This is a genomic window from Pseudomonas sp. GW823-FHT04A03, from assembly GCF_058796615.1.
The window spans coordinates 57,606-79,520 of the sequence record NZ_JBXAIV010000003.1 but is presented as its reverse complement, the minus strand read 5'-3'; the positions used below and the strand labels follow the sequence as shown (position 1 = coordinate 79,520).

The 21,915-nt window shown below is 59.7% G+C and carries 16 protein-coding genes; 11 read left to right on the top strand and 5 right to left on the bottom strand.

Annotated features, from left to right (window positions below):
* Window positions 1-158 precede the first annotated feature (158 nt).
* The 4 genes from AC1Q9F_RS10115 (at window position 159) to AC1Q9F_RS10100 (ending at window position 5,340) form a co-directional block, all read left to right on the top strand.
* A complete protein-coding gene (locus tag AC1Q9F_RS10115) occupies window positions 159-1,763 on the top strand; it encodes a tetratricopeptide repeat-containing response regulator (RefSeq protein ID WP_207983688.1) in 1,605 nt (534 codons plus the stop codon).
* Window positions 1,760-2,452, top strand: a complete 693-nt coding sequence (locus AC1Q9F_RS10110) for a sensor histidine kinase (RefSeq protein ID WP_492619992.1) — start codon at window positions 1,760-1,762, stop codon at window positions 2,450-2,452. The genes AC1Q9F_RS10115 and AC1Q9F_RS10110 overlap by 4 nt, the downstream gene beginning before the upstream one ends.
* 219 nt (window positions 2,453-2,671) lie before the next feature.
* Window positions 2,672-3,913, top strand: coding sequence for a glutamine synthetase family protein (locus AC1Q9F_RS10105; protein WP_162831797.1), 1,242 nt, complete (start codon window positions 2,672-2,674; stop codon window positions 3,911-3,913).
* A 68-nt stretch (window positions 3,914-3,981) separates the two neighbouring features.
* Window positions 3,982-5,340, top strand: a complete 1,359-nt coding sequence (locus AC1Q9F_RS10100) for an MFS transporter (RefSeq protein ID WP_492619993.1) — start codon at window positions 3,982-3,984, stop codon at window positions 5,338-5,340.
* 59 nt (window positions 5,341-5,399) lie between these two features.
* Here the strand turns inward: AC1Q9F_RS10100 and AC1Q9F_RS10095 are convergent, their stop codons facing one another.
* The 4 genes from AC1Q9F_RS10095 to flgA all read right to left on the bottom strand — a co-directional run bounded on the left by AC1Q9F_RS10095 (window position 5,400) and on the right by flgA (window position 8,041).
* Window positions 5,400-6,134 carry a flagellar brake protein gene (locus tag AC1Q9F_RS10095; RefSeq protein ID WP_007960322.1) on the bottom strand — a complete coding sequence of 245 codons (735 nt, stop codon included), beginning with the start codon at window positions 6,132-6,134 and terminating at the stop codon, window positions 5,400-5,402.
* Window positions 6,135-6,229: 95 nt separating this feature from the next.
* Complete coding sequence (locus AC1Q9F_RS10090) at window positions 6,230-6,697, bottom strand: flagella synthesis protein FlgN (protein WP_207983685.1); 468 nt, start codon at window positions 6,695-6,697, stop codon at window positions 6,230-6,232.
* A 48-nt stretch (window positions 6,698-6,745) separates the two neighbouring features.
* Window positions 6,746-7,072 (bottom strand): flagellar biosynthesis anti-sigma factor FlgM, encoded by a 327-nt coding sequence (gene flgM, locus AC1Q9F_RS10085; RefSeq protein WP_179694058.1) that lies wholly within the window; start codon window positions 7,070-7,072, stop codon window positions 6,746-6,748.
* 207 nt (window positions 7,073-7,279) lie between these two features.
* Window positions 7,280-8,041, bottom strand: coding sequence for a flagellar basal body P-ring formation chaperone FlgA (flgA, locus tag AC1Q9F_RS10080; protein ID WP_207986251.1), 762 nt, complete (start codon window positions 8,039-8,041; stop codon window positions 7,280-7,282).
* A gap of 82 nt (window positions 8,042-8,123) precedes the next feature.
* Here flgA and AC1Q9F_RS10075 point away from each other — a divergent pair, with 82 nt between their 5' ends.
* From AC1Q9F_RS10075 to AC1Q9F_RS10045, 7 genes are all read left to right on the top strand, one after another.
* Window positions 8,124-9,056 (top strand): chemotaxis protein CheV, encoded by a 933-nt coding sequence (locus AC1Q9F_RS10075; protein ID WP_007960326.1) that lies wholly within the window; start codon window positions 8,124-8,126, stop codon window positions 9,054-9,056.
* Window positions 9,057-9,103: 47 nt separating this feature from the next.
* Window positions 9,104-9,931 (top strand): protein-glutamate O-methyltransferase CheR, encoded by an 828-nt coding sequence (gene cheR / locus AC1Q9F_RS10070; RefSeq protein WP_179694059.1) that lies wholly within the window; start codon window positions 9,104-9,106, stop codon window positions 9,929-9,931.
* A gap of 241 nt (window positions 9,932-10,172) precedes the next feature.
* Complete coding sequence (gene flgB, locus AC1Q9F_RS10065) at window positions 10,173-10,580, top strand: flagellar basal body rod protein FlgB (protein ID WP_007960328.1); 408 nt, start codon at window positions 10,173-10,175, stop codon at window positions 10,578-10,580.
* Between the two features lie 3 nt (window positions 10,581-10,583).
* Complete coding sequence (flgC, locus tag AC1Q9F_RS10060; protein ID WP_492619994.1) at window positions 10,584-11,027, top strand: flagellar basal body rod protein FlgC; 444 nt, start codon at window positions 10,584-10,586, stop codon at window positions 11,025-11,027.
* A gap of 15 nt (window positions 11,028-11,042) precedes the next feature.
* Window positions 11,043-11,771 (top strand): flagellar hook assembly protein FlgD, encoded by a 729-nt coding sequence (gene flgD / locus AC1Q9F_RS10055; RefSeq protein WP_207983683.1) that lies wholly within the window; start codon window positions 11,043-11,045, stop codon window positions 11,769-11,771.
* 30 nt (window positions 11,772-11,801) lie between these two features.
* Window positions 11,802-13,133 (top strand): flagellar hook protein FlgE, encoded by a 1,332-nt coding sequence (gene flgE, locus AC1Q9F_RS10050; protein WP_207983682.1) that lies wholly within the window; start codon window positions 11,802-11,804, stop codon window positions 13,131-13,133.
* Between the two features lie 255 nt (window positions 13,134-13,388).
* Window positions 13,389-18,554 carry a beta strand repeat-containing protein gene (locus AC1Q9F_RS10045; protein ID WP_492619995.1) on the top strand — a complete coding sequence of 1,722 codons (5,166 nt, stop codon included), beginning with the start codon at window positions 13,389-13,391 and terminating at the stop codon, window positions 18,552-18,554.
* 158 nt (window positions 18,555-18,712) lie between these two features.
* Here AC1Q9F_RS10045 and AC1Q9F_RS10040 read toward each other — a convergent pair whose 3' ends face one another.
* Complete coding sequence (locus AC1Q9F_RS10040; protein ID WP_096818053.1) at window positions 18,713-21,607, bottom strand: ribonucleoside-diphosphate reductase subunit alpha; 2,895 nt, start codon at window positions 21,605-21,607, stop codon at window positions 18,713-18,715.
* Window positions 21,608-21,915 lie beyond the last annotated feature (308 nt).

Genomic DNA, 21,915 nt, shown 5'->3' with positions numbered 1-21,915 from the left:
CGATTCTTGAACCCTCGCTTCAAGAGAACCGCTGATCCGGCCGATAACCCATTCGGTGACTTCAGAGTCGCGCGAAATCGCTTGATAGCATTTGGCCGGCAGCTATCATCTGCGCGCCTGAAAATGGTCCATCCTCTTCAATTGCCTGGAAATCCTCGATGCTGTCGTATCACCAAAAGAGTTTTCTGATCGTCGATGATTTCTCGGATTTCCGCAGTTCCGTGCGTTCGATGTTGCGCGAGTTGGGCGTCAAGGATGTGGACACCGCCGACACCGGTGAGCAGGCGCTGAAAATGTGCGCGCAGAAGTCCTACGATTTCATCCTTCAGGACTTCCACCTCGGTGACGGCAAGAAGAACGGTCAGCAGGTGCTGGAAGACCTGATGATGGAGAAGCTGATCAGCCACGAGGCGGTGTTCGTGATGGTCACGGCCGAGACCAGTCAGGCGATGGTGCTCAGTGCGCTGGAGCATGAGCCGGACGCGTATCTGACCAAGCCGTTCAACCGGATCGGTCTGGCCCAGCGTCTGGAGCGTCTGGAGCAGCGCAAGACCCTGCTCAAGCCGATTCTGCAAGCCCTTGATCGTGGCAAACCGGTCGAGGTGCTCAACGCCTGCATTGCCCTGTGCAAGCAGGACATCCGCTATTCGCCGCTGTGCCTGCGTTACCGCGCCGACGCCTTGCGCGACATGAACCAGAACGAAGCGCTGGAGCGGCTGTATGACAGCATCATCGCCGACCGGCCGCTGCCGTGGGCATTTGCCGGCCTTGGCAAGTTGCTGTTCAAGCGCGGTCAGGTGGCTCAGGCCAAAGGTGTGTATGAAAAAGCCCTGAAGGTCTTCCCGATGATGCCGGCGCTGTACGACGGCATGGCCGATGTCCTTGTGGCCGAGGGCGATACCAAGGGTGCGCAACGGACACTGGAAGAGGCGATTCGTCTATCGCCGCTGGCGGTGCGTCGGCAGGCTCTGCTCGGCAAACTGGCGATGGCCAACGAGGATTTCGACACGGCGTCGCGAGCCTACCGTCAGGCCGTGTCTCAGGGGGCGCAGTCGCGCTTCAAGGACCCGGAGAGCAATCTGGGTCTGGCCCATGCGCTGATCAGCAAGGGCAGCGAGAAAGGTCTCGACACTCGCACGCGGCTGGAGATCAACACCACCCTCAGTGCGGTGGCCAAGGAAAACCCGAGCGATCCGGGCCTGCAGATTCGCGCGCGTCTGATGAAGGCCACAAGCCTGTTGCTCAACGATGCCGAGACCGCCGAGAAACTCACCGAGCAAGCGCTGATGCGTCTCGACGGCATGGAGCAGTTCATGAGTCCCGAGGCTGCGCTGCTGGTCGCCAAGCAGTTGCAGATGCTCGGCCAGGCCGAGGCGGGCACTTCGATGCTCAAGAGCTGTGCGGAAATCTACGGCGATGACCCGACGGTGATGAAAGACATCGCCAAGCTCACCGACGACCCGACTATTCTCAGCTCCAGTAACGCGGCTGCCGACCTCAACCGTCAGGGCGTGCGCGTGTACAAGACCGGCAACCTGGTGGAGGCCCGCGAGGTGTTCCGCAAGGCGCTGAAGATGCAACCGAAGAACATCAGTATTGCGCTGAACATGGCCCAGTCGCTGCTGCACGGCACCGACACCAATGTGCCGTCGGCGGAGCTGGAAGAATGTCGGGCCTGCCTGAAACTGGTCGGCCTGATGCCCGACACCGACGCGCGTTATCCGCGTTATCAGAAGCTGAAAAGCAAGGCGTTTGGCGAATGAACCAAGACGAGCAGGCACTGGACTTTTCCACGGTGATCGCCTCCACCGTGCACGACATGAAGAACTCTCTGGCGATGCTGATGCAGGCCCACAGCCAATGGCTGGCGCGTCTGCCCGAGGATCAGCGAAAGGTGCCGGAGCAAGGCGTGATCGACTTCGAGTTCGCCCATCTCAACGGCATGCTGGTGCAGTTGCTCGGGCTGTACAAGCTCGGGGTCAATCAGATGCCGTTGCAGCCGGCCTATCACGAGCTGGACGATTTCATCGAGGCGCAACTGGCGGCGCATCAGGAAGTGTTCGCCAGTCGTGGAATCCTCGCTACTTACGAAGTCGATCCGCTCAGTCCTCTGGGGTTCTTCGATCGTGAACTGATCGCCTCGGTGCTGGGTAACTGCATCAACAACGCGATCCGCTACGCACGTGAATCGCTGCTGATCACTGTCAGCGACGAAGCCGGACAATTGGTGCTGAGCATCAATGATGACGGCGACGGTTACCCGGCCGAAATGCTCGAGCGCCAGGCCGATTACATGCAGGGCATCAATCACAGCAGCGGCAGTACCGGCCTCGGTCTGTACTTCGCCGGACGCATCGCTGCGCTGCATCAGCGCAACGGTGTTGGCGGCCGGACCGAGATCCGTAATGGCGGCCCGTTGGGCGGCGGCGTGTTCAGTATTTACCTGCCCTGAATCACGGATTCATCGACCGGAATTCTTTTTATTGGCTGCTGCTTGATATTCCGAACAGCCGAAGCCTATTTTGTCCGGGTCGCCGTTCGCGGCTCGCACAATAACAAGGATTGCGTCATGACAACCGATGGCCAGCGTTCACTCGCGCAGCGATTGACGGGCATTGATGAGATTGAATGTGTCACGCCGGATTTGAACGGCGTGCCACGGGGCAAGGTAATGACCGCCGAGGGCTTCCTCGAAGGGCGGCGTTTGCAGTTGGCCCGGGGAGTGCTGCTGCAATGCATCATGGGCGGTTATCCCGCCGCGAAATTCTATGGCAGCGATGACGGCGATCTGGCGCTGGTAGCCGATCCTGCGCAGATTCACCCGTTGCCATGGAGCGAAGAGCCACGGGCCTTTGCCATCTGTGATGCCGACGAGCTGACCGGCGAAAGCTCCAACCTGTCGACCCGTGGTCAGCTCAAGAAAGTCATTGCCCGCTACGCAGCCCTCGGTCTGGCGCCGGTGGTGGCGACCGAACTCGAATTCTTTGTATTCGCTCCGAACACCGACCCGACCCAACCGTTCCAGCCGCCCGTCGGCCTCGACGGTCGTCGCGAGGACGGTCATTCAGCGTTCAGCGTCAGTTCCAACAACGGTCTGCGGCCGTTCTTCAGTGAAGTCTATAAATGCATGGCCGCCCTTGGTCTACCGCGCGATACCTTCATGCACGAAATGGGCGTCAGCCAGTTCGAGATCAACCTGCTGCACGGCGATCCGCTGCTACTGGCCGACCAGACCTTCCTGTTCAAGCACCTGCTCAAGGAAGTCGCACTCAAGCACGGCCTGACTGTGGTGTGCATGGCCAAACCGCTGGCGCACACGCCGGGCAGTTCGATGCACATCCACCAGAGCATCGTCGAAATCGGCAGCGGCAAGAATGTGTTCAGCGATGCGGACGGTCAGCCGACTGCGATGTTCCGCCACTTCATCGGCGGGCAGCAGGCCGGCATGGCCGACTTCACCGCGCTGTTTGCGCCGAACGTCAATTCGTACCAGCGCCTGTGCCATCCGTTTGCGTCGCCGAACAATGCCTGCTGGTCCCACGACAACCGCGCCGCCGGGCTGCGCATTCCGGCCAGTTCGCCGGTTGCGCGTCGGGTCGAGAACCGCTTGCCGGGCGCCGATGCCAACCCGTATCTGGCGATCGCCGCAAGCCTGGCCGCCGGCTTGTACGGCATCGAGCATGAGCTTGAGCCAAGCGAAGCGATTCAGGGCGAGTTCGACGTGCCGGACCATCTTTCGCTGCCGTGTACCTTGCACGCGGCGCTCGAACGTCTGAAGCGCAGCCAGCTTGCAAAGGAACTGTTCGGTACGGAGTTCATCGAAGGCTACATCGCTTCGAAGACCATGGAGTTGACCAGTTTCTTTGATGAAATCACTCCCTGGGAACGCCGTGTTCTAGCAGCCCAGGCCTGACGAAATGTCGCCGTCGGGCTATCGTTTGATAGCCCGATACTTACCGCAAGGAGCCGCTCGGAACGCCGATGCGCCAAATCTGGAAATCCTTTCGAGCGCTGTATTTCGCCTCGCTGATGATGTTGATCGGCTCGGGCCTTCTTTCTACTTATCTGGCTTTGCGTCTGGCTGCCGACCATGTCGACGGGTTGTGGGTCGGTGCGTTGATGGCGGCCAACTATTTCGGTCTGGTGCTGGGCGGCAAGATCGGCCACCGCCTGATTGCCCGGGTCGGGCATATCCGTGCCTACTCGGCGTGTGCCGGGATCGTCGGCGCGGCGGTGCTCGGTCATGGCCTGGTGGACTGGCTGCCGGCCTGGCTGGTGCTGCGGACCATCGTCGGCCTCGGCATGATGTGCCAGTACATGGTCATCGAGAGCTGGCTGAACGAGCAGGCCGACGCCAATCAGCGCGGTCTGGTGTTCAGCGGCTACATGATCGCTTCGTATCTGGGGCTGGTGCTCGGTCAGCTGATTCTGGTCATGCACCCGGGCCTTGGCCTGGAACTGCTGATGCTGGTCGCGCTGTGTTTTGCCCTGTGTCTGGTGCCAGTGGCGCTTACCCGGCGGATTCACCCGGCACCGCTGCATCCGGCGCCGATGGAGCCGCGCTTCTTTATCAAGCGCGTGCCGCAGTCGCTGAGTACGGTGCTCGGGGCGGGGCTGATCATCGGTTCGTTCTACGGTCTGGCGCCGTTGTATGCCTCGCAGCAGGGGCTGTCCACCGAACAGGTCGGTCTGTTCATGGGTAGCTGCATTTTTGCCGGGCTGGTGGTGCAGTGGCCGCTGGGGTGGTTGTCCGACCGCTATGACCGGGCGCTGTTGATCCGCTGTTTTGCGCTGTTCCTGGCGATTGCCGCGTTGCCGCTGGCGATTCTGCCGCAGGTGCCGCTGGAGGTGCTGTTCGTGGTCGGCTTCCTCTGCTCGCTGGTGCAGTTTTGCCTGTACCCGTTGGCGGTGGCGTTCTCCAACGACCACGTCGAAGGCGAGCGCCGGGTGTCACTGACGGCGATGCTGCTGGTGACTTACGGCGTGGGGGCGAGTATCGGGCCGCTGGCGGCCGGGGTGCTGATGAAGCTGTTCGGGCCGCAGAGCCTGTATGCGTTCTTCACCTTTTTCGCGCTGGTGCTGGTCTGGCGGATCCGGCCGAAAGCCGTGACCAATCTGCACCAGGTCGACGATGCACCGCTGCATCACGTGGCGATGCCGGACAGCATGTCCAGTTCGCCGCTGGTGGCTGCGCTTGACCCGCGGGTTGATGAGCAAGTGGTGCAGGAGCAGATGCAGAATACGGTCGCTCCAGAGCCTGAACCGGAGCCGGAATCTGCCGCGCCAGCCCACTCGACAGTCGAGGGCGAAGGGCCGGACATCACTCCCGCCAAACTTTGATTCAGGCATAAAAAAACGGGCAGTCACCGCAGTGACTGCCCGTTTTTCATGCCTGCCGATCAGAGATCGTCTTTATCGAACCGACGCGCTTCGCGTTGCAGTTGATAAACGAAACGCTCGACGTTGCGGGCCGCCGGGCCGCTGATGTTGTGAAAGCGCAGGCCGGCGAAGGTGATGTTGAGTTTTTCTTCGAAGTGCAGGTAACGCAGCTCGACCGATACCGGTTGATTGCCGAACAGCGGTGCGGCGATCAGGCGATCATAGACCTGGCCCAATTGCAGGCGGTCGGTGATATCGCCTTCAAAGCGCAGCTTGCAACCCGTGGCCGAGATGTCCAGCAATTTGCCATCCAGCGGTGCCTTGAGCTTTTCGCCGCCGAGCACGACGCTGACCAGGTCGGTCAGTTTCAGTGCGGCGCGAAAGGCGTTGCGGCGCTGGTGATAAACCACTTCGGTGGGCAGGTCGCCGGTGTAGAAGCGGTCGCCGTCGGAGTCTTTGATGCTCAGCGTCCCTGTGCATTCCCAGGCAATGCGCACGCCATCATGAAAACCCTCAACCTTGAACGGTTCGCCTGCTTCCAGAAAACGTTCGCCGTCGCGCGGGATCATTTCATCAAGCTTGATCGAACCGTTTTCGCGATCGACTTCAATCAGGTAGCTCTGGAAGCGCTGGCTGCGCTCGTGGAACGTAATGATCAGCGGATCGTGGCTCTCTTGCAGCTGGCGCAGATTGCTGGAGATCTCCAGGGGCGTGGTGAGCACCTTTGGGGGCTGCGGAGCGTCATCGTTGGACACGTTAAATCAATCTCCAGACAAAATTTGACTACGGCTGGCCAGTATTTTGCCAGCATGTTTCGCACGTTGATAGGGCGCAAGCATAGAAGAAAGCATCACGCCTGGCTGAGCGCGCGTGGTTTCTGCAGTTTGGAGAAGGTGCCGCTGGCATCGTAGAGCGCTGGAGGCTCGCCGCCGGTGAGGATTTTCAGCTGATTGGCCGTAGCGGCCTGCTGCATGATGATCGACTGGCCGTTCTTGACGTTGGCCGCCTGGCACTGGGCAATCAGGTCGGTCAGGACATCGCTCTGGCTGAGCAACTGGTCGCCGATGCTCGACTGGCTGGCCAGTTGTTCCAGGCCTGCGCGGTCGAGCGACAGATTGAGACTGGCGAGGATTTCGCTGCGCTTGCGGCCATGCTGTTCGAGCAGAATGATCAATGCCTGCTTGCGCGCCAGAATTTCTTCCAGCAGAGGCATGTCGCGACCGTGCAAAGCGATGGACTCGGTTTGCAGTAACTCCAGCAATTGTTGAGCTGGAGCAAAATCGTCGGTGATCAGTTGCAATAAATTAGTGTCGTGCATGGCTGGCCTTGGGTTTTAAGCGTCCAAAAGCCTGGCGCTGACCGAGGCCTAGCGCTGGGCTTCGAAATTAAGCAGTTTGCTGGCTACACGGTTGCTGTCGACCTTGTAGCTGCCATCGGCAATCGCTGCTTTCAACTCGGCCACGCGGGCTTTGTCGACGGCAGGCTGATCGCGCAGCTTGTCAGTGACCTTCTGCAACTGTTGAGCCTCATTGCTGAGGTGTACCGATTCCCCGCTTTTTGCGGCACTGGCCTGTTCGGCCGGAGTATTCAGCGGCGCAGAGGTGCCGGTTTCGGCGGTTTCCTTGGCGTTGCTGGTACGTGTACTGCCCGTAAGTGACGAGGAGCTGTTCAAACGGCTGAAATCGATGACCATGTTAAAAACCTCTGGGAATTTGGACGCTTGCCATGTTCTCGGCCATCCCCTGGAAAACTTTAGGCTCATTTAGCAATGAGCTTGCATGCGCCGTTGCAGATCCTGCTGCGGCACAGTTTAGGGAACAGCTCTGGTCAGCGCCAGTTTTCTGCCTGGTTACTCAGGGGCTTTTCAAATATCCGTTCATACAGCCGCTCACATCGCCGCTCACATGGCCACTTCCACCTGGCCGGGCGCCACAACCTGCGCCTTGATGACCCGTTGGGAATTGAGGTTCTTCACGCGAATCTGTTCTTTCAGGCCACCGTTCGACAGGGCTTCGCCCGGCATCCGCACGGCGAGGGTGCCGCTGCGGGCGGTGATCACCACTTGATCGCCCTTGCGCACCACTTCCGCCTGTTCCAGATGCACCAGGGTGATGACTTGATCGGCTACCGTTGGTCGGGTCAATTTCTGGCCGATGGCCTCATCCACCGACGTCAGGAAACCCTGATTGATCGTGCTGACGTCGCGCTCGCGCAAGGTCACGTCCTGAGGCTCGATGATGCCGGCGCGTTTGAGCGGGCGAGTGGTGGTGACAATCTCGCGAAACAGGCGGACTTGAGCGGGTACGAACACCGTCCAGGGGGAGGCGCCCTCGCAGCGGACCTTGACCGTGACACGGCCCAGGGGACGTGCCGGACTCTCCAGCGACGCTGTCAATTCCTTGTCGCACATAGGCATGCGCATGCGTGGATCGAGCTGGTTGACCTCGATTTCATAACGGCCTTCCGTTTGACTGGTAGCCAGATAGTCTTCTACGGTGAATTCAAGAAAGCCCTGAGTGACGCCGATAAGCATGTCAGGCAAGGTAACCGCATCAGCAAAGGCAGGGCTGCCAGCGAAAAACAGGCAAACGGCGGACATCGCGCAAAGCCCTCTGCGGAGGGGAGATGTCAGGCGTCGGAAAAATGTCGTTTGAGCGTTCATACGAGTTAAAAAGCAAGCGCCGTGCCGTTTAGCAATGAATGTGCGTCGCAACAACACTTGGCGTTGGTGTAGGAGTCTGGGCATGGCTGGTGTAATGGATTCGGTGAACCAGCGCACGCAACTGGTGGGGCAGAATCGCCTGGAGCTGTTGTTGTTCCGTCTCGACGGCCAGCAGCTCTACGGGATCAACGTGTTCAAGGTTCGGGAAGTGCTGCAATGCCCGCAACTGACGCTGATGCCCAAGTCCAGTCCTGTCGTGTGCGGGGTGGCGAATATCCGGGGGGCGACCATTCCGATCCTTGATCTGGCGATGGCGACCGGCTCCGGTGCTTTGAAAGACAAGAACAGTCCGTTCGTGATCATCACGGAATACAACACCAAGACCCAGGGTTTCCTGGTGCGCTCGGTGGAACGTATCGTGAACATGAACTGGGAAGAGATTCATCCGCCGCCCAAGGGCACCGGACGCGATCATTACCTGACCGCTGTGACTCGGGTCGACAATCAGTTAGTCGAAATCATCGACGTCGAGAAGGTGCTGGCGGAAGTTGCGCCGACCCCGGAAGCGATTTCGGTCGGCGTGGTGGATGTCGAGACCCAGAGCAAGGCGTTGTCGCTGCGGGTGCTGACGGTCGATGACTCGTCGGTGGCGCGCAAGCAGGTAACGCGTTGCCTGCAGACGGTCGGTGTCGAAGTGGTGGCGTTGAACGACGGCAAGCAGGCGCTGGATTACCTGCGCAAGCTGGTCGACGAGGGCAAGAAGCCGGAAGAAGAGTTCCTGATGATGATCTCCGACATCGAAATGCCGGAGATGGACGGGTACACCCTGACGGCCGAGATCCGCAGCGACCCTCGCATGCAAAAGCTTCATATCATCCTGCATACTTCGTTGTCGGGTGTGTTCAATCAGGCGATGGTCAAGAAAGTCGGTGCCGATGACTTCCTGGCCAAATTCCGTCCTGATGACCTGGCATCCCGGGTAGTCGACCGGATCAAAGCAGCAGATATCAGCTAAGGGCCTTCTGCCCCTGGCGTTCAACACGATTTAAGAGGCGGCATCATTTGTCTACGGGTAATTTGGATTTCGAACAGTTCCGGGTCTTCCTGGAAAAAGCCTGTGGCATTTTGCTCGGTGAAAACAAGCAGTACCTGGTGTCGAGCCGTCTCAACAAACTGATGGAGCAGCAAGGCATCAAGTCCCTGGGTGAGCTGGTTCAGCGCATCCAGACCCAGCCGCGCAGCGGTTTGCGCGAGCAGGTGGTCGATGCCATGACGACCAACGAAACCCTGTGGTTTCGCGACACCTATCCGTTTGAAGTCTTGAAGAACAAGGTGCTGCCCGAGGCGATCAAGGCCGCTCCCGGCCAGCGTCTGCGGATCTGGTCGGCGGCGTGCTCGTCGGGTCAGGAACCCTATTCGCTGTCGATGTCGATCGACGAGTTCGAACGAACCAACATCGGCCAGTTGAAGATGGGCGTGCAGATCGTTGCCACCGATCTGTCCGGCAGCATGCTGACCAACTGCAAGACCGGCGAGTACGACAGCCTGGCGATCGGTCGCGGTCTGTCCGCCGATCGTCTGCAGCGCTACTTCGACCCGAAAGGGCCGGGTCGCTGGGTGATCAAGGCGCCGATCAAGAACCGGGTGGAATTCCGCTCGTTCAACCTGCTCGACAGCTACGCAAGCCTTGGCAAGTTCGACATCGTGTTCTGCCGCAACGTGCTGATCTACTTCTCCGCCGAGGTGAAGAAGGACATCCTGTTGCGCATTCACAGCACGCTGAAGCCGGGCGGTTATCTGTTCCTTGGCGCTTCCGAGGCGCTGAACGGTCTGCCTGATCATTACCAGATGGTTCAGTGCAGCCCGGGGATCATCTACCAGGCGAAGTGATCAAGACCGGCAACACAAGAAACGGGAGTCCTCAGGGGCTCCCGTTTTTTTATGCCTGAAGGTTTTGACGGTGGCAGGCGGCGGCAGAAAAGCGGCATCCGGCGGAAACCGGTTGCCGCTTTTCTGGCATTGCCGCGTTGCCGTTTCCACGCAAAGCCCCGTAATCCGGGGCTTTCTCAAACTGGCACGACGCTTGCTATAACCCTGTTACGAAAAATCCGGTCACCTGAAGGTTCCCGACATGAGCATCAGCTTCGACAAAGCGCTCGGCATTCACGAAAAGGCTCTGGGCTTCCGCGCCCAGCGTGCCGAAGTGCTGGCCAACAACATCGCCAACGCCGACACCCCGAACTACAAGGCGCGGGATCTGGAGTTCTCCAAAGTGCTCGAAGCACAGAGCCAGAAGAACGCCAACGGCACCATCGCCCTGAACATGACCAACAGCCGTCACATCGAAGCTGAAGGCCTGGGCAATGGCGACGAGTCGCTGATGTATCGCACGCCGATGCAGCCGTCGATCGACCAGAACACCGTTGACGCCCAACTGGAACAGTCGAACTACGCGGAAAACGCCGTCGGCTTCCAGGCCAGCTTCACCCTGCTCAACAGCAAATTCAAAGGGCTGGTGTCAGCCCTGCGCGGAGAGTAATCCATGTCCCTGTCCAGCGTTTTCAACATTGCCGGCAGCGGCATGAGCGCCCAGACCACCCGTCTCAACACCGTGGCTTCGAACATCGCCAACGCCGAGACCGTCTCGTCGAGCATCGACCAGACCTACCGTGCCCGTCACCCGGTGTTCGCCACCATGTTCCAGGGCGGCCAGAGCGGCGGCGGCAATTCGCTGTTCCAGAACCAGGACGCTGCCGGTCAGGGTGTGCAGGTCATGGGCGTGGTCGAAGACCAGAGCAACCTCGAAGCGCGCTACGAGCCGAACCATCCGGCGGCCGATGCCAAGGGCTACGTCTACTACCCGAACGTCAACGTGGTGGAAGAAATGGCTGACATGATTTCCGCGAGCCGGTCGTTCCAGACCAACGCTGAAATGATGAACACCGCCAAAACCATGATGCAGAAAGTACTGACCCTCGGTCAGTGATAAGGGGCGACTGCCATGAGTGTTTCCGATACCACCAGCAGCCTGACGATGAAGGACATACTGGCCAACTCTTCGAAGAAGACCAGTAGCACCACCACCGGCGGCATTGCTTCGGCCACCAACAGCGCGACCGGCGGCCAGGCGCTGGGAAAGGATGCGTTCCTGCAACTGCTGGTGACCCAGCTGAAGAACCAGAACCCGCTCGACCCGCAGGACAACAGCGCATTCGTTGCCCAGTTGGCGCAGTTCAGCAGCCTTGAGGGGATCACCACCCTCAACAGCACCGTGAGTTCGCTGGCCGGCAACTACAACTCGTCGCAAGCCTTGCAGGCTTCGTCGCTGGTCGGTCGCAACGTGATCGTGCAGACCAACACGGTTCAGCTCGACGATCCGAGCAAAGGCATGACCGGTTCGGTCACCGTTCCGTCGTCGATTGCTGGCGGTACCGTCACCATCACCGACAGCAGCGGCACCGCCATTCGCACTATCGACCTGGGTAGCCGCGCCGCAGGCAATGCGAGCTTCACCTGGGACGGCAAGGACAAGGACGGCAACCTGGTGAAAACCGGTACCTACACCGTCAAGGCCAACGCCTCGATCAACGGTACCGCGACCGACCTGGCGACCTACCTGCCAGCCACGGTCACCAGCGTGACGATCAGCCAGACCGGTGGCGAGCTGATGCTCAACCTGTCCGGCAAGGGCACCGTAGCCCTGTCCAAAGTACAAACCATTGGTATATAGAGCCGACTAACCGGCACAAAGGAGTGGAATATGTCTTTCAATATCGGCCTTAGCGGTCTCTATGCAGCCAACAAGCAACTGGACGTGACCGGCAACAACATCGCCAACGTCGCGACCGCCGGTTTCAAATCCTCCCGCGCGGAGTTCGAAGACGTCTATTCGTCGACTCGTCTGGGCAGCGGCAGCAAGGTCATCGGTAACGGTGTGCGCCTGGCCAACGTTTCCCAGCAGTTCACCCAGGGTGACATCAACAACACCGGCAACGTGCTGGACATGGGCATCAACGGCTCCGGCTTCTTCACCATGAGCAACAACGGCTCGGTCTCCTACACCCGTGCCGGTACGTTCAAGGTCGACAACAACGGCTACATCACCAACACCGACTACACCTCGCGCCTGCAAGGTTACGGTGTGGATACCAACGGCAAGATCATCAACGGCGTGTTGACCGACCTGAAGATCGACACCTCGAACCTGGCGCCGAAATCGAGCTCGCTGGTGACCTCGACTATCAACCTGAACTCGACGGCTCCCGTGATCGACGATACCGTTGCGGCCGGCAAGTTCGACCCTACCAAGCTTGAGACCTACACCAAGTCGTTCACTACCCCGATCTATGACTCTCAGGGTAACAAGCACGACATGGACCAGTATGTGGTGAAGACGGGTGCCAATACCTGGAAGGTCTACACCCTGGTAGACGGCCGTAATCCGGATGCGACCGGTAGCGACCCGAAACTCACCGCGCCGGTGGCTTCCACCATGACCTTCGACTCCGCCGGCAAACTGACTCAGATCAGCACCCCTGATCCGGCGAATCCTGGCGTCCCGATCATCAGCAGTGACCTGATCCTGAAAAACTGGAAGCCAGGTACAGTGACCAACGGTGTCTTTACACCTAACGGCGCATCGGCAAACCCGGCTGGCATCACCATTTCCATGGCCAAGACCACTCAGTACAACGCTGACACCGCCCGTTCGATCCCGACTCAGGATGGTTATGCCACTGGCCAGATCACCAACCTGACCATCGACGGCACCGGTACGCTGTTCGCCAACTTCAGCAACAACCAGAGCAAGGCCATCGGCCAGGTTGCGCTGGCCAGCTTCACCAACGAACAAGGCCTGCAGGCCGTCGGTGGTACCAGCTGGAAAGAGACTTTCGCTTCGGGTATCCCGGGTTACGACGCGCCGAAAACCGGCACGCTGGGTGAGGTTGTGTCCAACTCGCTGGAAGAGTCGAACGTTAACCTGACCAACGAACTGGTGGACCTGATCAAGGGCCAGAGCAACTATCAGGCGAACGCCAAGACCATCTCGACGCAGAGCACCATCATGCAGACCATCATTCAGATGACCTGATGTAATCTGAACGATCTGCTACTGAAAACCGACGCCTCTGGCGTCGGTTTTTTTATGTCCATTTAAAATTTCAATACGGGTCCGTTCGTCGGGTTTCTGGTTTGAAAGTTGCTGTCCAGACGCACAAGAAATTTACGCGTCAAAACTTCTTACGACCTGCTTTATTGAGCCAGGGCATCGTCCGGCGATAGGGAAATCAGGAAGCTTGCGCACAGCGTTTACCGTAGTTTCCAACACCCACACAAGGAAGATGTAATGGCAGTGATTTATGGTTCTGATGGCGCAGATACTTTGATGGGTACTGCAGGAGACGATCAGATACGCGGACTCGCGGGCGACGACATCATCAACGGCGGGGATGGTAACGATCTGTTGATCGGCGGCGCAGGTGCCGACCAATTGATCGGCGGTGCGGGCATCGATACCGCCAGTTATGAAGACATTGTCAGCGGCATCGGGGTGACGCTGAACCTGAAAACCGGCGTGCACACCGGCATAGCGGCGGGTGACACCTTCAACAGCATCGAAGTATTCAAAGGCTCCAGCTACACCGACACCTTCTTCAGTGGCACTGCCGGCGAAACCTTTGACGGTGCAGGCGGCTACGACACCCTGAGCTACGCGGGTTCGGATCAGGCGGTCAACATCACCATGACTGCCGGCACCTCAGGTGTCGGCGCAGGCGGCGATGCCCAAGGCGATGCGTTCAGCAACATCGAATCGATTATCGGCTCGGCCTACGGCGACGTGTTTACCGCGAACGGCGCCGCGATCAGTTTCAGCGGCGGTGCCGGTAACGACGTCTACATCATCAACACCAGTACCGGGGTCAGCGTGGGTGAGCAGGCGGGCGGCGGTGATGACGAGATCCGCACCAACCAGCTCAACATGACCCTGAGCGCCGAAGTCGAGCGCCTTACCTACACCGGCACCGGCAACTTCACCGGTCGCGGGAGCGCTGGCGACAACATCATCACCGGTGGCGCGGGTAATGACGTGTTGATCGGCGGCGCAGGTGCCGACCAGTTGATCGGTGGTGCGGGCATCGATACCGCCAGTTACGAAGACATCGTCAGCGGCATCGGGGTGACGCTGAACCTGAAAACCGGCGTGCACACCGGCATTGCTGCAGGTGACACCTTCAACAGCATCGAAATGTTCAAAGGCTCAAGCTACGGCGACACCTTCGTCGGAGGCGTCGCCAGCGAAACCTTTGACGGTGCGGGTGGCTACGACACCTTGAGCTACGTCAGTTCGGACCAGGCCGTCAATATCACTGTGACTGCCGGAACTTCCGGTGTCGGTGTGGGCGGCGATGCCCAAGGCGATGCGTTCAGCAACATCGAATCGATTATCGGCTCGGCCTATGGTGACGTGTTCACCGCAAATGGCGCCGCGATCAGCTTCAGCGGCGGTGCCGGTAACGACGTCTACATCATCAACACCAGTACCGGGGTCAGCGTGGGTGAGCAGGCGGGCGGCGGTGATGACGAGATCCGCACCAACCAGCTCAACATGACCCTGAGCGCCGAAGTCGAGCGCCTGACCTACACCGGCACCGGCAACTTCACCGGTCGCGGGAGCGCTGGCGACAACATCATCACCGGTGGCGCGGGTAATGACGTGTTGATCGGCGGCGCAGGTGCCGACCAGTTGATCGGTGGTGCGGGCATCGATACCGCCAGTTACGAAGACATCGTCAGCGGCATCGGGGTGACGCTGAACCTGAAAACCGGCGTGCACACCGGCATTGCTGCAGGTGACACCTTCAACAGCATCGAAATGTTCAAAGGCTCAAGCTACGGCGACACCTTCGTCGGAGGCGTCGCCAGCGAAACCTTTGACGGTGCGGGTGGCTACGACACCTTGAGCTACGTCAGTTCGGACCAGGCCGTCAATATCACTGTGACTGCCGGAACTTCCGGTGTCGGTGTGGGCGGCGATGCCCAAGGCGATGCGTTCAGCAACATCGAATCGATTGTTGGCTCGGCTTATGGCGACGTGTTCACGGCGAACGCCGCAGCGATAAACTTCAGTGGCGGTGCCGGTAACGACGTTTACATCATCAACACCAGTGCCGGGATCGGCGTGGGTGAACTGGCCGGGGGCGGTGACGACGAAGTCCGCACCAACCAGCTCAACATGACCCTGAGCGCGGAAGTCGAGCGCCTGACCTTCACCGGCAGCGGCAACTTCACCGGTCGCGGCAACGCCTCCGACAACATCATCACCGGCGGCGCGGGTAATGACGTGCTGATTGGCGGCGCAGGTGCCGACCAGTTGATCGGAGGTGCGGGCATCGACATCGCCAGTTACGAGGACAGTACGGCCGCTGGCGTGACTGTCAATCTGAAAACCGGAATCAATGCCGGGTTCGCAGTGGGCGATACCTTTTCCGGGATCGAGATTATCCGCGGTAGCCAGAACGGTGACACCTTCGTCAGCGGCCTGGACGCCAACATCTTCGATGGTGGTGCGGCGGGTGGCGTCGATACCGTTGATTACTCGACCTCCGAACAGGCCGTCAACATTACGCTGACCACGCTGGGTGTGGGCAGCGGCCAAGGGGGTGATGCGCAGGGCGATACCTTCACCAATATCGAAAGAGTCATCGGTTCCGCCCAGGACGATGTGTTCACGACCGGTGCCGCGACCTTCACATTGCAGGGTGGCGCGGGTAACGATCTGTACATCATCAATGGCCCTGCCTACCAATCGATTGTCGAGGTCGCGGGAGGAGGGGATGACGAAGTACGGACTTCCCTCACGAACATGACATTGAGTGCCGAAGTCGAACGCCTGACCTTTACCGGAACCGGTAACTTCACAGGCACCGGCAATGCGGGCAACAACATCATCACCGGCGGCGCCGGCAACGATCTGCTGATGGGCGGTGCGGGTGCCGATGCCTTCATCGGTGGCGCCGGTGTCGACACGGTGACTTACGACGATTCCAGTGTGGGCGTGACGCTCAATCTGAAGACAGGCGTGCACACGGGCATTGCCGCCGGCGATACGTTCGATGGTATCGAAGTGATTCGTGGCTCCAAATTCAGCGACACGTTCCTGGGTGGCATCGGTGCCGACAAGTTTGAAGGCGGTGCTGTCAGTGCGGACAACATGGACGTCGTCGATTACTCGCAGTCAGGCGCTGCAATCAATCTGACGCTGGCATCCGGTGCCGGGACAGGCACCGGTGGCGATGCCGAAGGGGATTCCTTCTCCGGTATCGAGAAGATCGTCGGTTCGGCTTATGACGACGTGTTCAACTCAACCACCGCAGGCACCTTTACCTTGCAAGGGGGTGCCGGCAACGATGTCTACATTGTCAACGGCAGCGCGTCGGCGGTGATCGTCGAAGCAGTCGGCGGCGGTGATGACGAAGTGCGCACCAACCAGGCCAGCCTCGGCCTGTACAACAATGTCGAGCGTCTTACTTACACCGGTACCGGTAACTTCACCGGTCGCGGCAACGCCACCGACAACATCATCACCGGTGGCTCGGGCAACGACACCTTGCTGGGTGGCGGTGGTGCCGACAGTTTCATCGGTGGCGCCGGAACCGACACCGTCAGTTATGACGACAGTACCGTGGCCGTCACGCTCAATTTCAAGACTGGCGTGCACAGCGGCATTGCGGCGGGCGACACCTACACCGGCATCGAGTTGATTCGTGGCTCGCAGTACGCCGATACGTTCTTTGCCGGTAGTGCGGCGGACGTGTTCGACGGCGGTGCCGGTACGGCGATCGACACGGCGGACTACTCGCAATCTGCCCAAGGCGTGACCCTGACACTGGGGGCTGCGGGTGTTGGATCGGGTGTCGGCAGCGGTGGTGACGCCGAGGGCGATAGCTTTACCGGGATCGAGAAAATCGTCGGTACGGCGTACAACGATGTGTTCATTGCCAATACCAACTCCACCGGTTTCACGGTGCAGGGCGGGGCGGGTGATGATGTCTACATTCTCAACAATGCCAACTACGCCGCCATCATCGAACTGGCCAACGGCGGCAATGATGAAGTGCGCACCAATCAGAGCTACTACGCCCTCAATGCCGGTATCGAGCGTTTGACCTACACCGGCACCGGCAGCTTCCAGTCGTATGGTAACGCGCTGGATAACGTCATCACTGGCGGATCGGGTGATGACATTCTGATGGGTGGTGACGGTGGCGACACCTTTATCGGCGGAGCCGGTTTCGATACCGTCAGTTACAACGACATCGGACCCGTGGGCGTGGTCATCAACCTGAAGACCGGCGAACACACGGCGATTGCCAAGGGCGATACGTTCGACAGCATCGAGAAGATCGTGGGCTCGGGTCGGGACGACACGTTCATTGGTAACGATCAGGCCAACATCTTCGATGGCGCCTTCGGTCGTGACACCGTCAGTTTTGCCTTTGAAGGGGCGGCGATCACACTGGATCTGAGCCAGCCGTCGACCGGCGCCCTGGCGGGCGACACCTACACCAACATCGAAAACTGGGAAGGCACGGCCTTCAACGACACGATGATCGGTACTGCCGGCGCCGAAACGTTTATTGGTGGCAAAGGCGCTGACTTCATCGACGGCGGTGCAGGCGTTTCCGATGAAGCCTGGTATATCGGCAGTTCGGCGGCGGTGCAGATCAACCTGTTGGCCAATACCGTCACCGGTGGCGACGCCAGCGGCGATGTTCTGGTCAATATCGAAGGGCTGCATGGTTCATCTTTCGACGACACCCTGACAGGTAATGCTGCCTGGAACACCCTCTATGGTGGAGAGGGCAATGACCTGATCTCCGGCGGGGACGGCAACGACACCCTGTACGGCGGCAAGTACGAGCCATACGCCTTCAACGGTCCGGACCGCAACGGTCCGGCTGAAGCGGATGTGATTTCCGGCGGCAACGGCAACGACACCCTGTTCGGTGCCAACAACGATCTGGGCAGTATTTTGCACGGTGACGCCGGTAATGACGCCATCACGGTCTACGCCGGTATTGCTTACGGTGATGACGGCAGTGATTCGCTGGTAGGCATGGGGCCGGAGTATCAACTGTTCGGCGGCGCCGGTTCCGACACCTTGATCATGGTCGGCGGTGGTTACGCCTACGGTGGTGAGGGCAGCGATACTTACAAGGTCAGTTCGTCGACCAATGTGTTGATCAAGGATGACGGCAGCTCCAGCGGTGACCGGGTCGAACTGCAGAACATCCAGTCGTATGCGGATGTGCTCATCAAGACTGACGGCACCAATGCCTACATCTTCAACGCGGTGGAGTGGAACGCCGGCAAGCAGAACAACGCCGTGATCCTTGCGGACTGGTATGCGGGCGGCAACACCATCGAGAACTTTGTCACTGCCAATGGTGATTCCTTCACCATTCCGGTAGTCGGGCAGGCGATGGCGATGACAGAGTCGTTGATGGTCTGATGTAGCGACGCTGTCATGAAAAACGGCGGGCCTGAAATTCAGGCTCGCCGTTTTTTTTGCCCTGTCTTTTTTGGCGGACAAAAGAAAACCCCCGACAAACCGGAAGTCTGTCGGGGGCTCTCGGATCAGGCGTCTCGCAACGCCTGATTCAGCTCAGCTTATTGGCAAGCTTCGCAATCCGGCTCGTCGATGGCGCAAGCCTTCGGTACTGGAGCCGGGCCGGCAGGGGCTGCCAGGACCGAGTCGTCACCGTGGTTGCCGCCGCTGGAAACAGCGTTCAGCTTGCCGGTGTTGATGGTCGACTTCTCGGTGCTGGTCGCGGCCAGGGCACGGAGGTAGTAGGTGGTTTTCAGACCACGGTACCAGGCCATGCGGTAGGTCACGTCCAGCTTCTTGCCCGATGCGCCGGCGATGTACAGGTTCAGCGACTGGGCCTGGTCGATCCACTTCTGACGACGGCTGGCGGCGTCAACGATCCACTTGGTGTCCACTTCGAACGCGGTCGCGTAGAGCTCTTTGAGTTCTTGCGGGATGCGCTCGATCTGCTGAACCGAACCGTCGTAGTACTTCAGGTCGTTGATCATGACCGAGTCCCACAGACCGCGAGCCTTCAGGTCGCGAACCAGGTACGGGTTGATCACGGTGAATTCGCCCGACAGGTTCGATTTCACATACAGGTTCTGGTAGGTCGGTTCGATCGACTGCGATACGCCGGTGATGTTGGCGATGGTCGCGGTCGGTGCGATGGCCATGATGTTCGAGTTACGGATGCCTTTCTGTACACGGGCGCGAACCGGTGCCCAGTCCAGGGACTCGGTCAGGTCGACGTCGATGTACTTCTGGCCACGTGCTTCGATCAGGATCTGTTGCGAATCCAGCGGCAGTACGCCTTTGGACCACAGCGAACCCTGGAACGTCTCATACGAGCCGCGCTCGTCGGCCAGGTCGCAGGAAGCCTGGATCGCGTAGTAGCTGACCGCTTCCATCGACTTGTCGGCGAACTCGACGGCAGCGTCGGAGCCGTAAGGAATGTGCTGCAGGTACAGCGCGTCCTGGAAGCCCATGATGCCCAGACCAACCGGACGGTGGCGGAAGTTGGAGTTCTTCGCCTGCGGTACCGAGTAGTAGTTGATGTCGATCACGTTGTCGAGCATGCGCACGGCTACATCGATGGTGCGCTTGAGCTTGGCGGTGTCCAGCTTGCCGTCGACGATGTGGTTCGGCAGGTTGATCGAGCCCAGGTTGCAGACCGCGATCTCGTCCTTGTTGGTGTTCAAGGTGATCTCGGTGCACAGGTTCGAGCTGTGAACAACGCCGACGTGCTGCTGCGGGCTGCGCAGGTTGCACGGGTCTTTGAAAGTCAGCCATGGGTGGCCGGTTTCGAACAGCATCGACAGCATCTTGCGCCACAGGTCTTTGGCCTGGATGGTCTTGAACAGCTTGACCTTGCCCGGGTACTCGGTCAGGGCTTCGTAGTACTCGTAGCGCTCTTCGAAGGCCTTGCCGGTCAGGTCGTGCAGATCCGGTACTTCGGATGGCGAGAACAGGGTCCACTTGCCGTCATCGAAGACGCGCTTCATGAACAGGTCAGGGATCCAGTTGGCGGTGTTCATGTCGTGGGTACGACGACGGTCATCACCGGTGTTCTTGCGGAGTTCGATGAACTCTTCGATGTCCATGTGCCAGGTTTCCAGGTAGGCACACACGGCGCCTTTGCGCTTGCCACCCTGGTTAACGGCGACGGCGGTGTCGTTCACGACTTTCAGGAACGGAACCACGCCTTGCGACTTGCCGTTGGTGCCCTTGATGTACGAACCCAGTGCACGAACCGGCGTCCAGTCGTTGCCCAGACCACCGGCGAATTTCGACAGCATGGCGTTGTCGTGGATCGCGTGGTAGATGCCCGACAGGTCATCCGGCACGGTGGTCAGGTAGCAGCTCGACAGCTGTGGACGCAGGGTGCCGGCGTTGAACAGGGTCGGGGTCGAAGCCATGTAGTCGAACGAGGACAGCAGGTTGTAGAACTCGATCGCACGGTCTTCTTTCTGCTTCTCTTCGATCGCCAGGCCCATGGCCACGCGCATGAAGAAGATCTGCGGCAGTTCGAAACGCACGCCATCCTTGTGGATGAAGTAACGGTCGTACAGGGTCTGCAGGCCCAGGTAGGTGAATTGCTGGTCGCGCTCGTGGTTGATCGCCTTGCCCAGTTTTTCCAGGTCGAAGGAGGCCAGCACAGGGTTCAGCAGTTCGAACTCGATACCTTTGGCGACGTAGGCCGGCAGGGCCTTGGCGTACAGGTCGGCCATTTCGTGGTGAGTGGCGCTCTCGGCCACGCCCAGGAAGCCAAGGCCTTCGGCACGCAGGGTGTCCATCAGCAGGCGGGCGGTCACGAACGAGTAGTTCGGCTCGCGCTCGACCAGGGTACGCGCGGTCATCACCAGCGCGGTGTTGACGTCGTTCAGGGCCACGCCGTCGTACAGGTTCTTCAGGGTTTCGCGCTGGATCAGGTCGCCGTCGACTTCGGCCAGACCTTCACAGGCTTCGGTGACGATGGTGTTCAGGCGGCCCATGTCGAGCGGCGCGAGGCTGCCGTCAGCGCGGGTGATGCGGATCGACGGGTGAGCGTTGACTGCGGCTTCGGCCGGAGCGTGGGCAGCGCGTTCTTTCGAACGACCGTCACGGTAGATCACGTAGTCGCGAGCGACTTTCTGCTCGCCGGCACGCATCAGGGCCAGTTCGACCTGGTCTTGGATTTCTTCGATGTGGATGGTGCCGCCCGAAGGCATGCGACGCTTGAAGGTCGCGGTGACCTGTTCGGTCAGGCGGGCAACGGTGTCGTGGATTCGCGACGAAGCGGCAGCGGTGCCGCCCTCAACTGCGAGAAACGCTTTGGTGATAGCGACGGTGATCTTGTCATCGGTGTAAGGAACGACAGTGCCATTACGCTTGATCACACGCAGTTGGCCAGGCGCGGTGGCAGCCAGATCCGAATTCGAATCGGCGGCCTGCGGCAAGGTGCCCTGCGGGTTCTCGCGAGTTGTGTCGGTTTGCATGGGTGTCTCCACGTTCTCTATGTTTGTTTGGGCACCATCACGGTGCCCACCGTTCCGTCCTGAAGCACTACAACCGGCAGTTGCCGGGTAACGACTTCGGGACAGTTCAGGAAGGGGGCCTTGTGGGCGCCGCTTCCATGCCGAAGTCTTCGGTTCGCGCGATACGCGTGAAACCGCATTCCATTCGGGGAGCAGTTTCGGACTGCAACACCCGTACCGTTTACGCCGTGATCGGCTGAAAAACGGTAGCCATCCGCAGGCGCGGTTTGGGCTTCTGAAAATACGTTTGGTTCAACCCGACAATGGCA

What these genes read in the sequence shown, in the direction of transcription:
- AC1Q9F_RS10115 (WP_207983688.1), top strand. Translation starts at nt 159, where the DNA reads ATGCTGTCGTATCACCAAAAGAGTTTTCTGATCGTCGATGATTTCTCG.
- AC1Q9F_RS10110 (WP_492619992.1), top strand. Translation starts at nt 1,760, where the DNA reads ATGAACCAAGACGAGCAGGCACTGGACTTTTCCACGGTGATCGCCTCC.
- AC1Q9F_RS10105 (WP_162831797.1), top strand. Translation starts at nt 2,672, where the DNA reads ATGACCGCCGAGGGCTTCCTCGAAGGGCGGCGTTTGCAGTTGGCCCGG.
- AC1Q9F_RS10100 (WP_492619993.1), top strand. Translation starts at nt 3,982, where the DNA reads ATGCGCCAAATCTGGAAATCCTTTCGAGCGCTGTATTTCGCCTCGCTG.
- AC1Q9F_RS10090 (WP_207983685.1), bottom strand. Translation starts at nt 6,697, where the DNA reads ATGCACGACACTAATTTATTGCAACTGATCACCGACGATTTTGCTCCA.
- flgM (WP_179694058.1), bottom strand. Translation starts at nt 7,072, where the DNA reads ATGGTCATCGATTTCAGCCGTTTGAACAGCTCCTCGTCACTTACGGGC.
- flgA (WP_207986251.1), bottom strand. Translation starts at nt 8,041, where the DNA reads ATGAACGCTCAAACGACATTTTTCCGACGCCTGACATCTCCCCTCCGC.
- AC1Q9F_RS10075 (WP_007960326.1), top strand. Translation starts at nt 8,124, where the DNA reads ATGGCTGGTGTAATGGATTCGGTGAACCAGCGCACGCAACTGGTGGGG.
- flgB (WP_007960328.1), top strand. Translation starts at nt 10,173, where the DNA reads ATGAGCATCAGCTTCGACAAAGCGCTCGGCATTCACGAAAAGGCTCTG.
- flgC (WP_492619994.1), top strand. Translation starts at nt 10,584, where the DNA reads ATGTCCCTGTCCAGCGTTTTCAACATTGCCGGCAGCGGCATGAGCGCC.
- flgD (WP_207983683.1), top strand. Translation starts at nt 11,043, where the DNA reads ATGAGTGTTTCCGATACCACCAGCAGCCTGACGATGAAGGACATACTG.
- flgE (WP_207983682.1), top strand. Translation starts at nt 11,802, where the DNA reads ATGTCTTTCAATATCGGCCTTAGCGGTCTCTATGCAGCCAACAAGCAA.
- AC1Q9F_RS10045 (WP_492619995.1), top strand. Translation starts at nt 13,389, where the DNA reads ATGGCAGTGATTTATGGTTCTGATGGCGCAGATACTTTGATGGGTACT.
- AC1Q9F_RS10040 (WP_096818053.1), bottom strand. Translation starts at nt 21,607, where the DNA reads ATGCAAACCGACACAACTCGCGAGAACCCGCAGGGCACCTTGCCGCAG.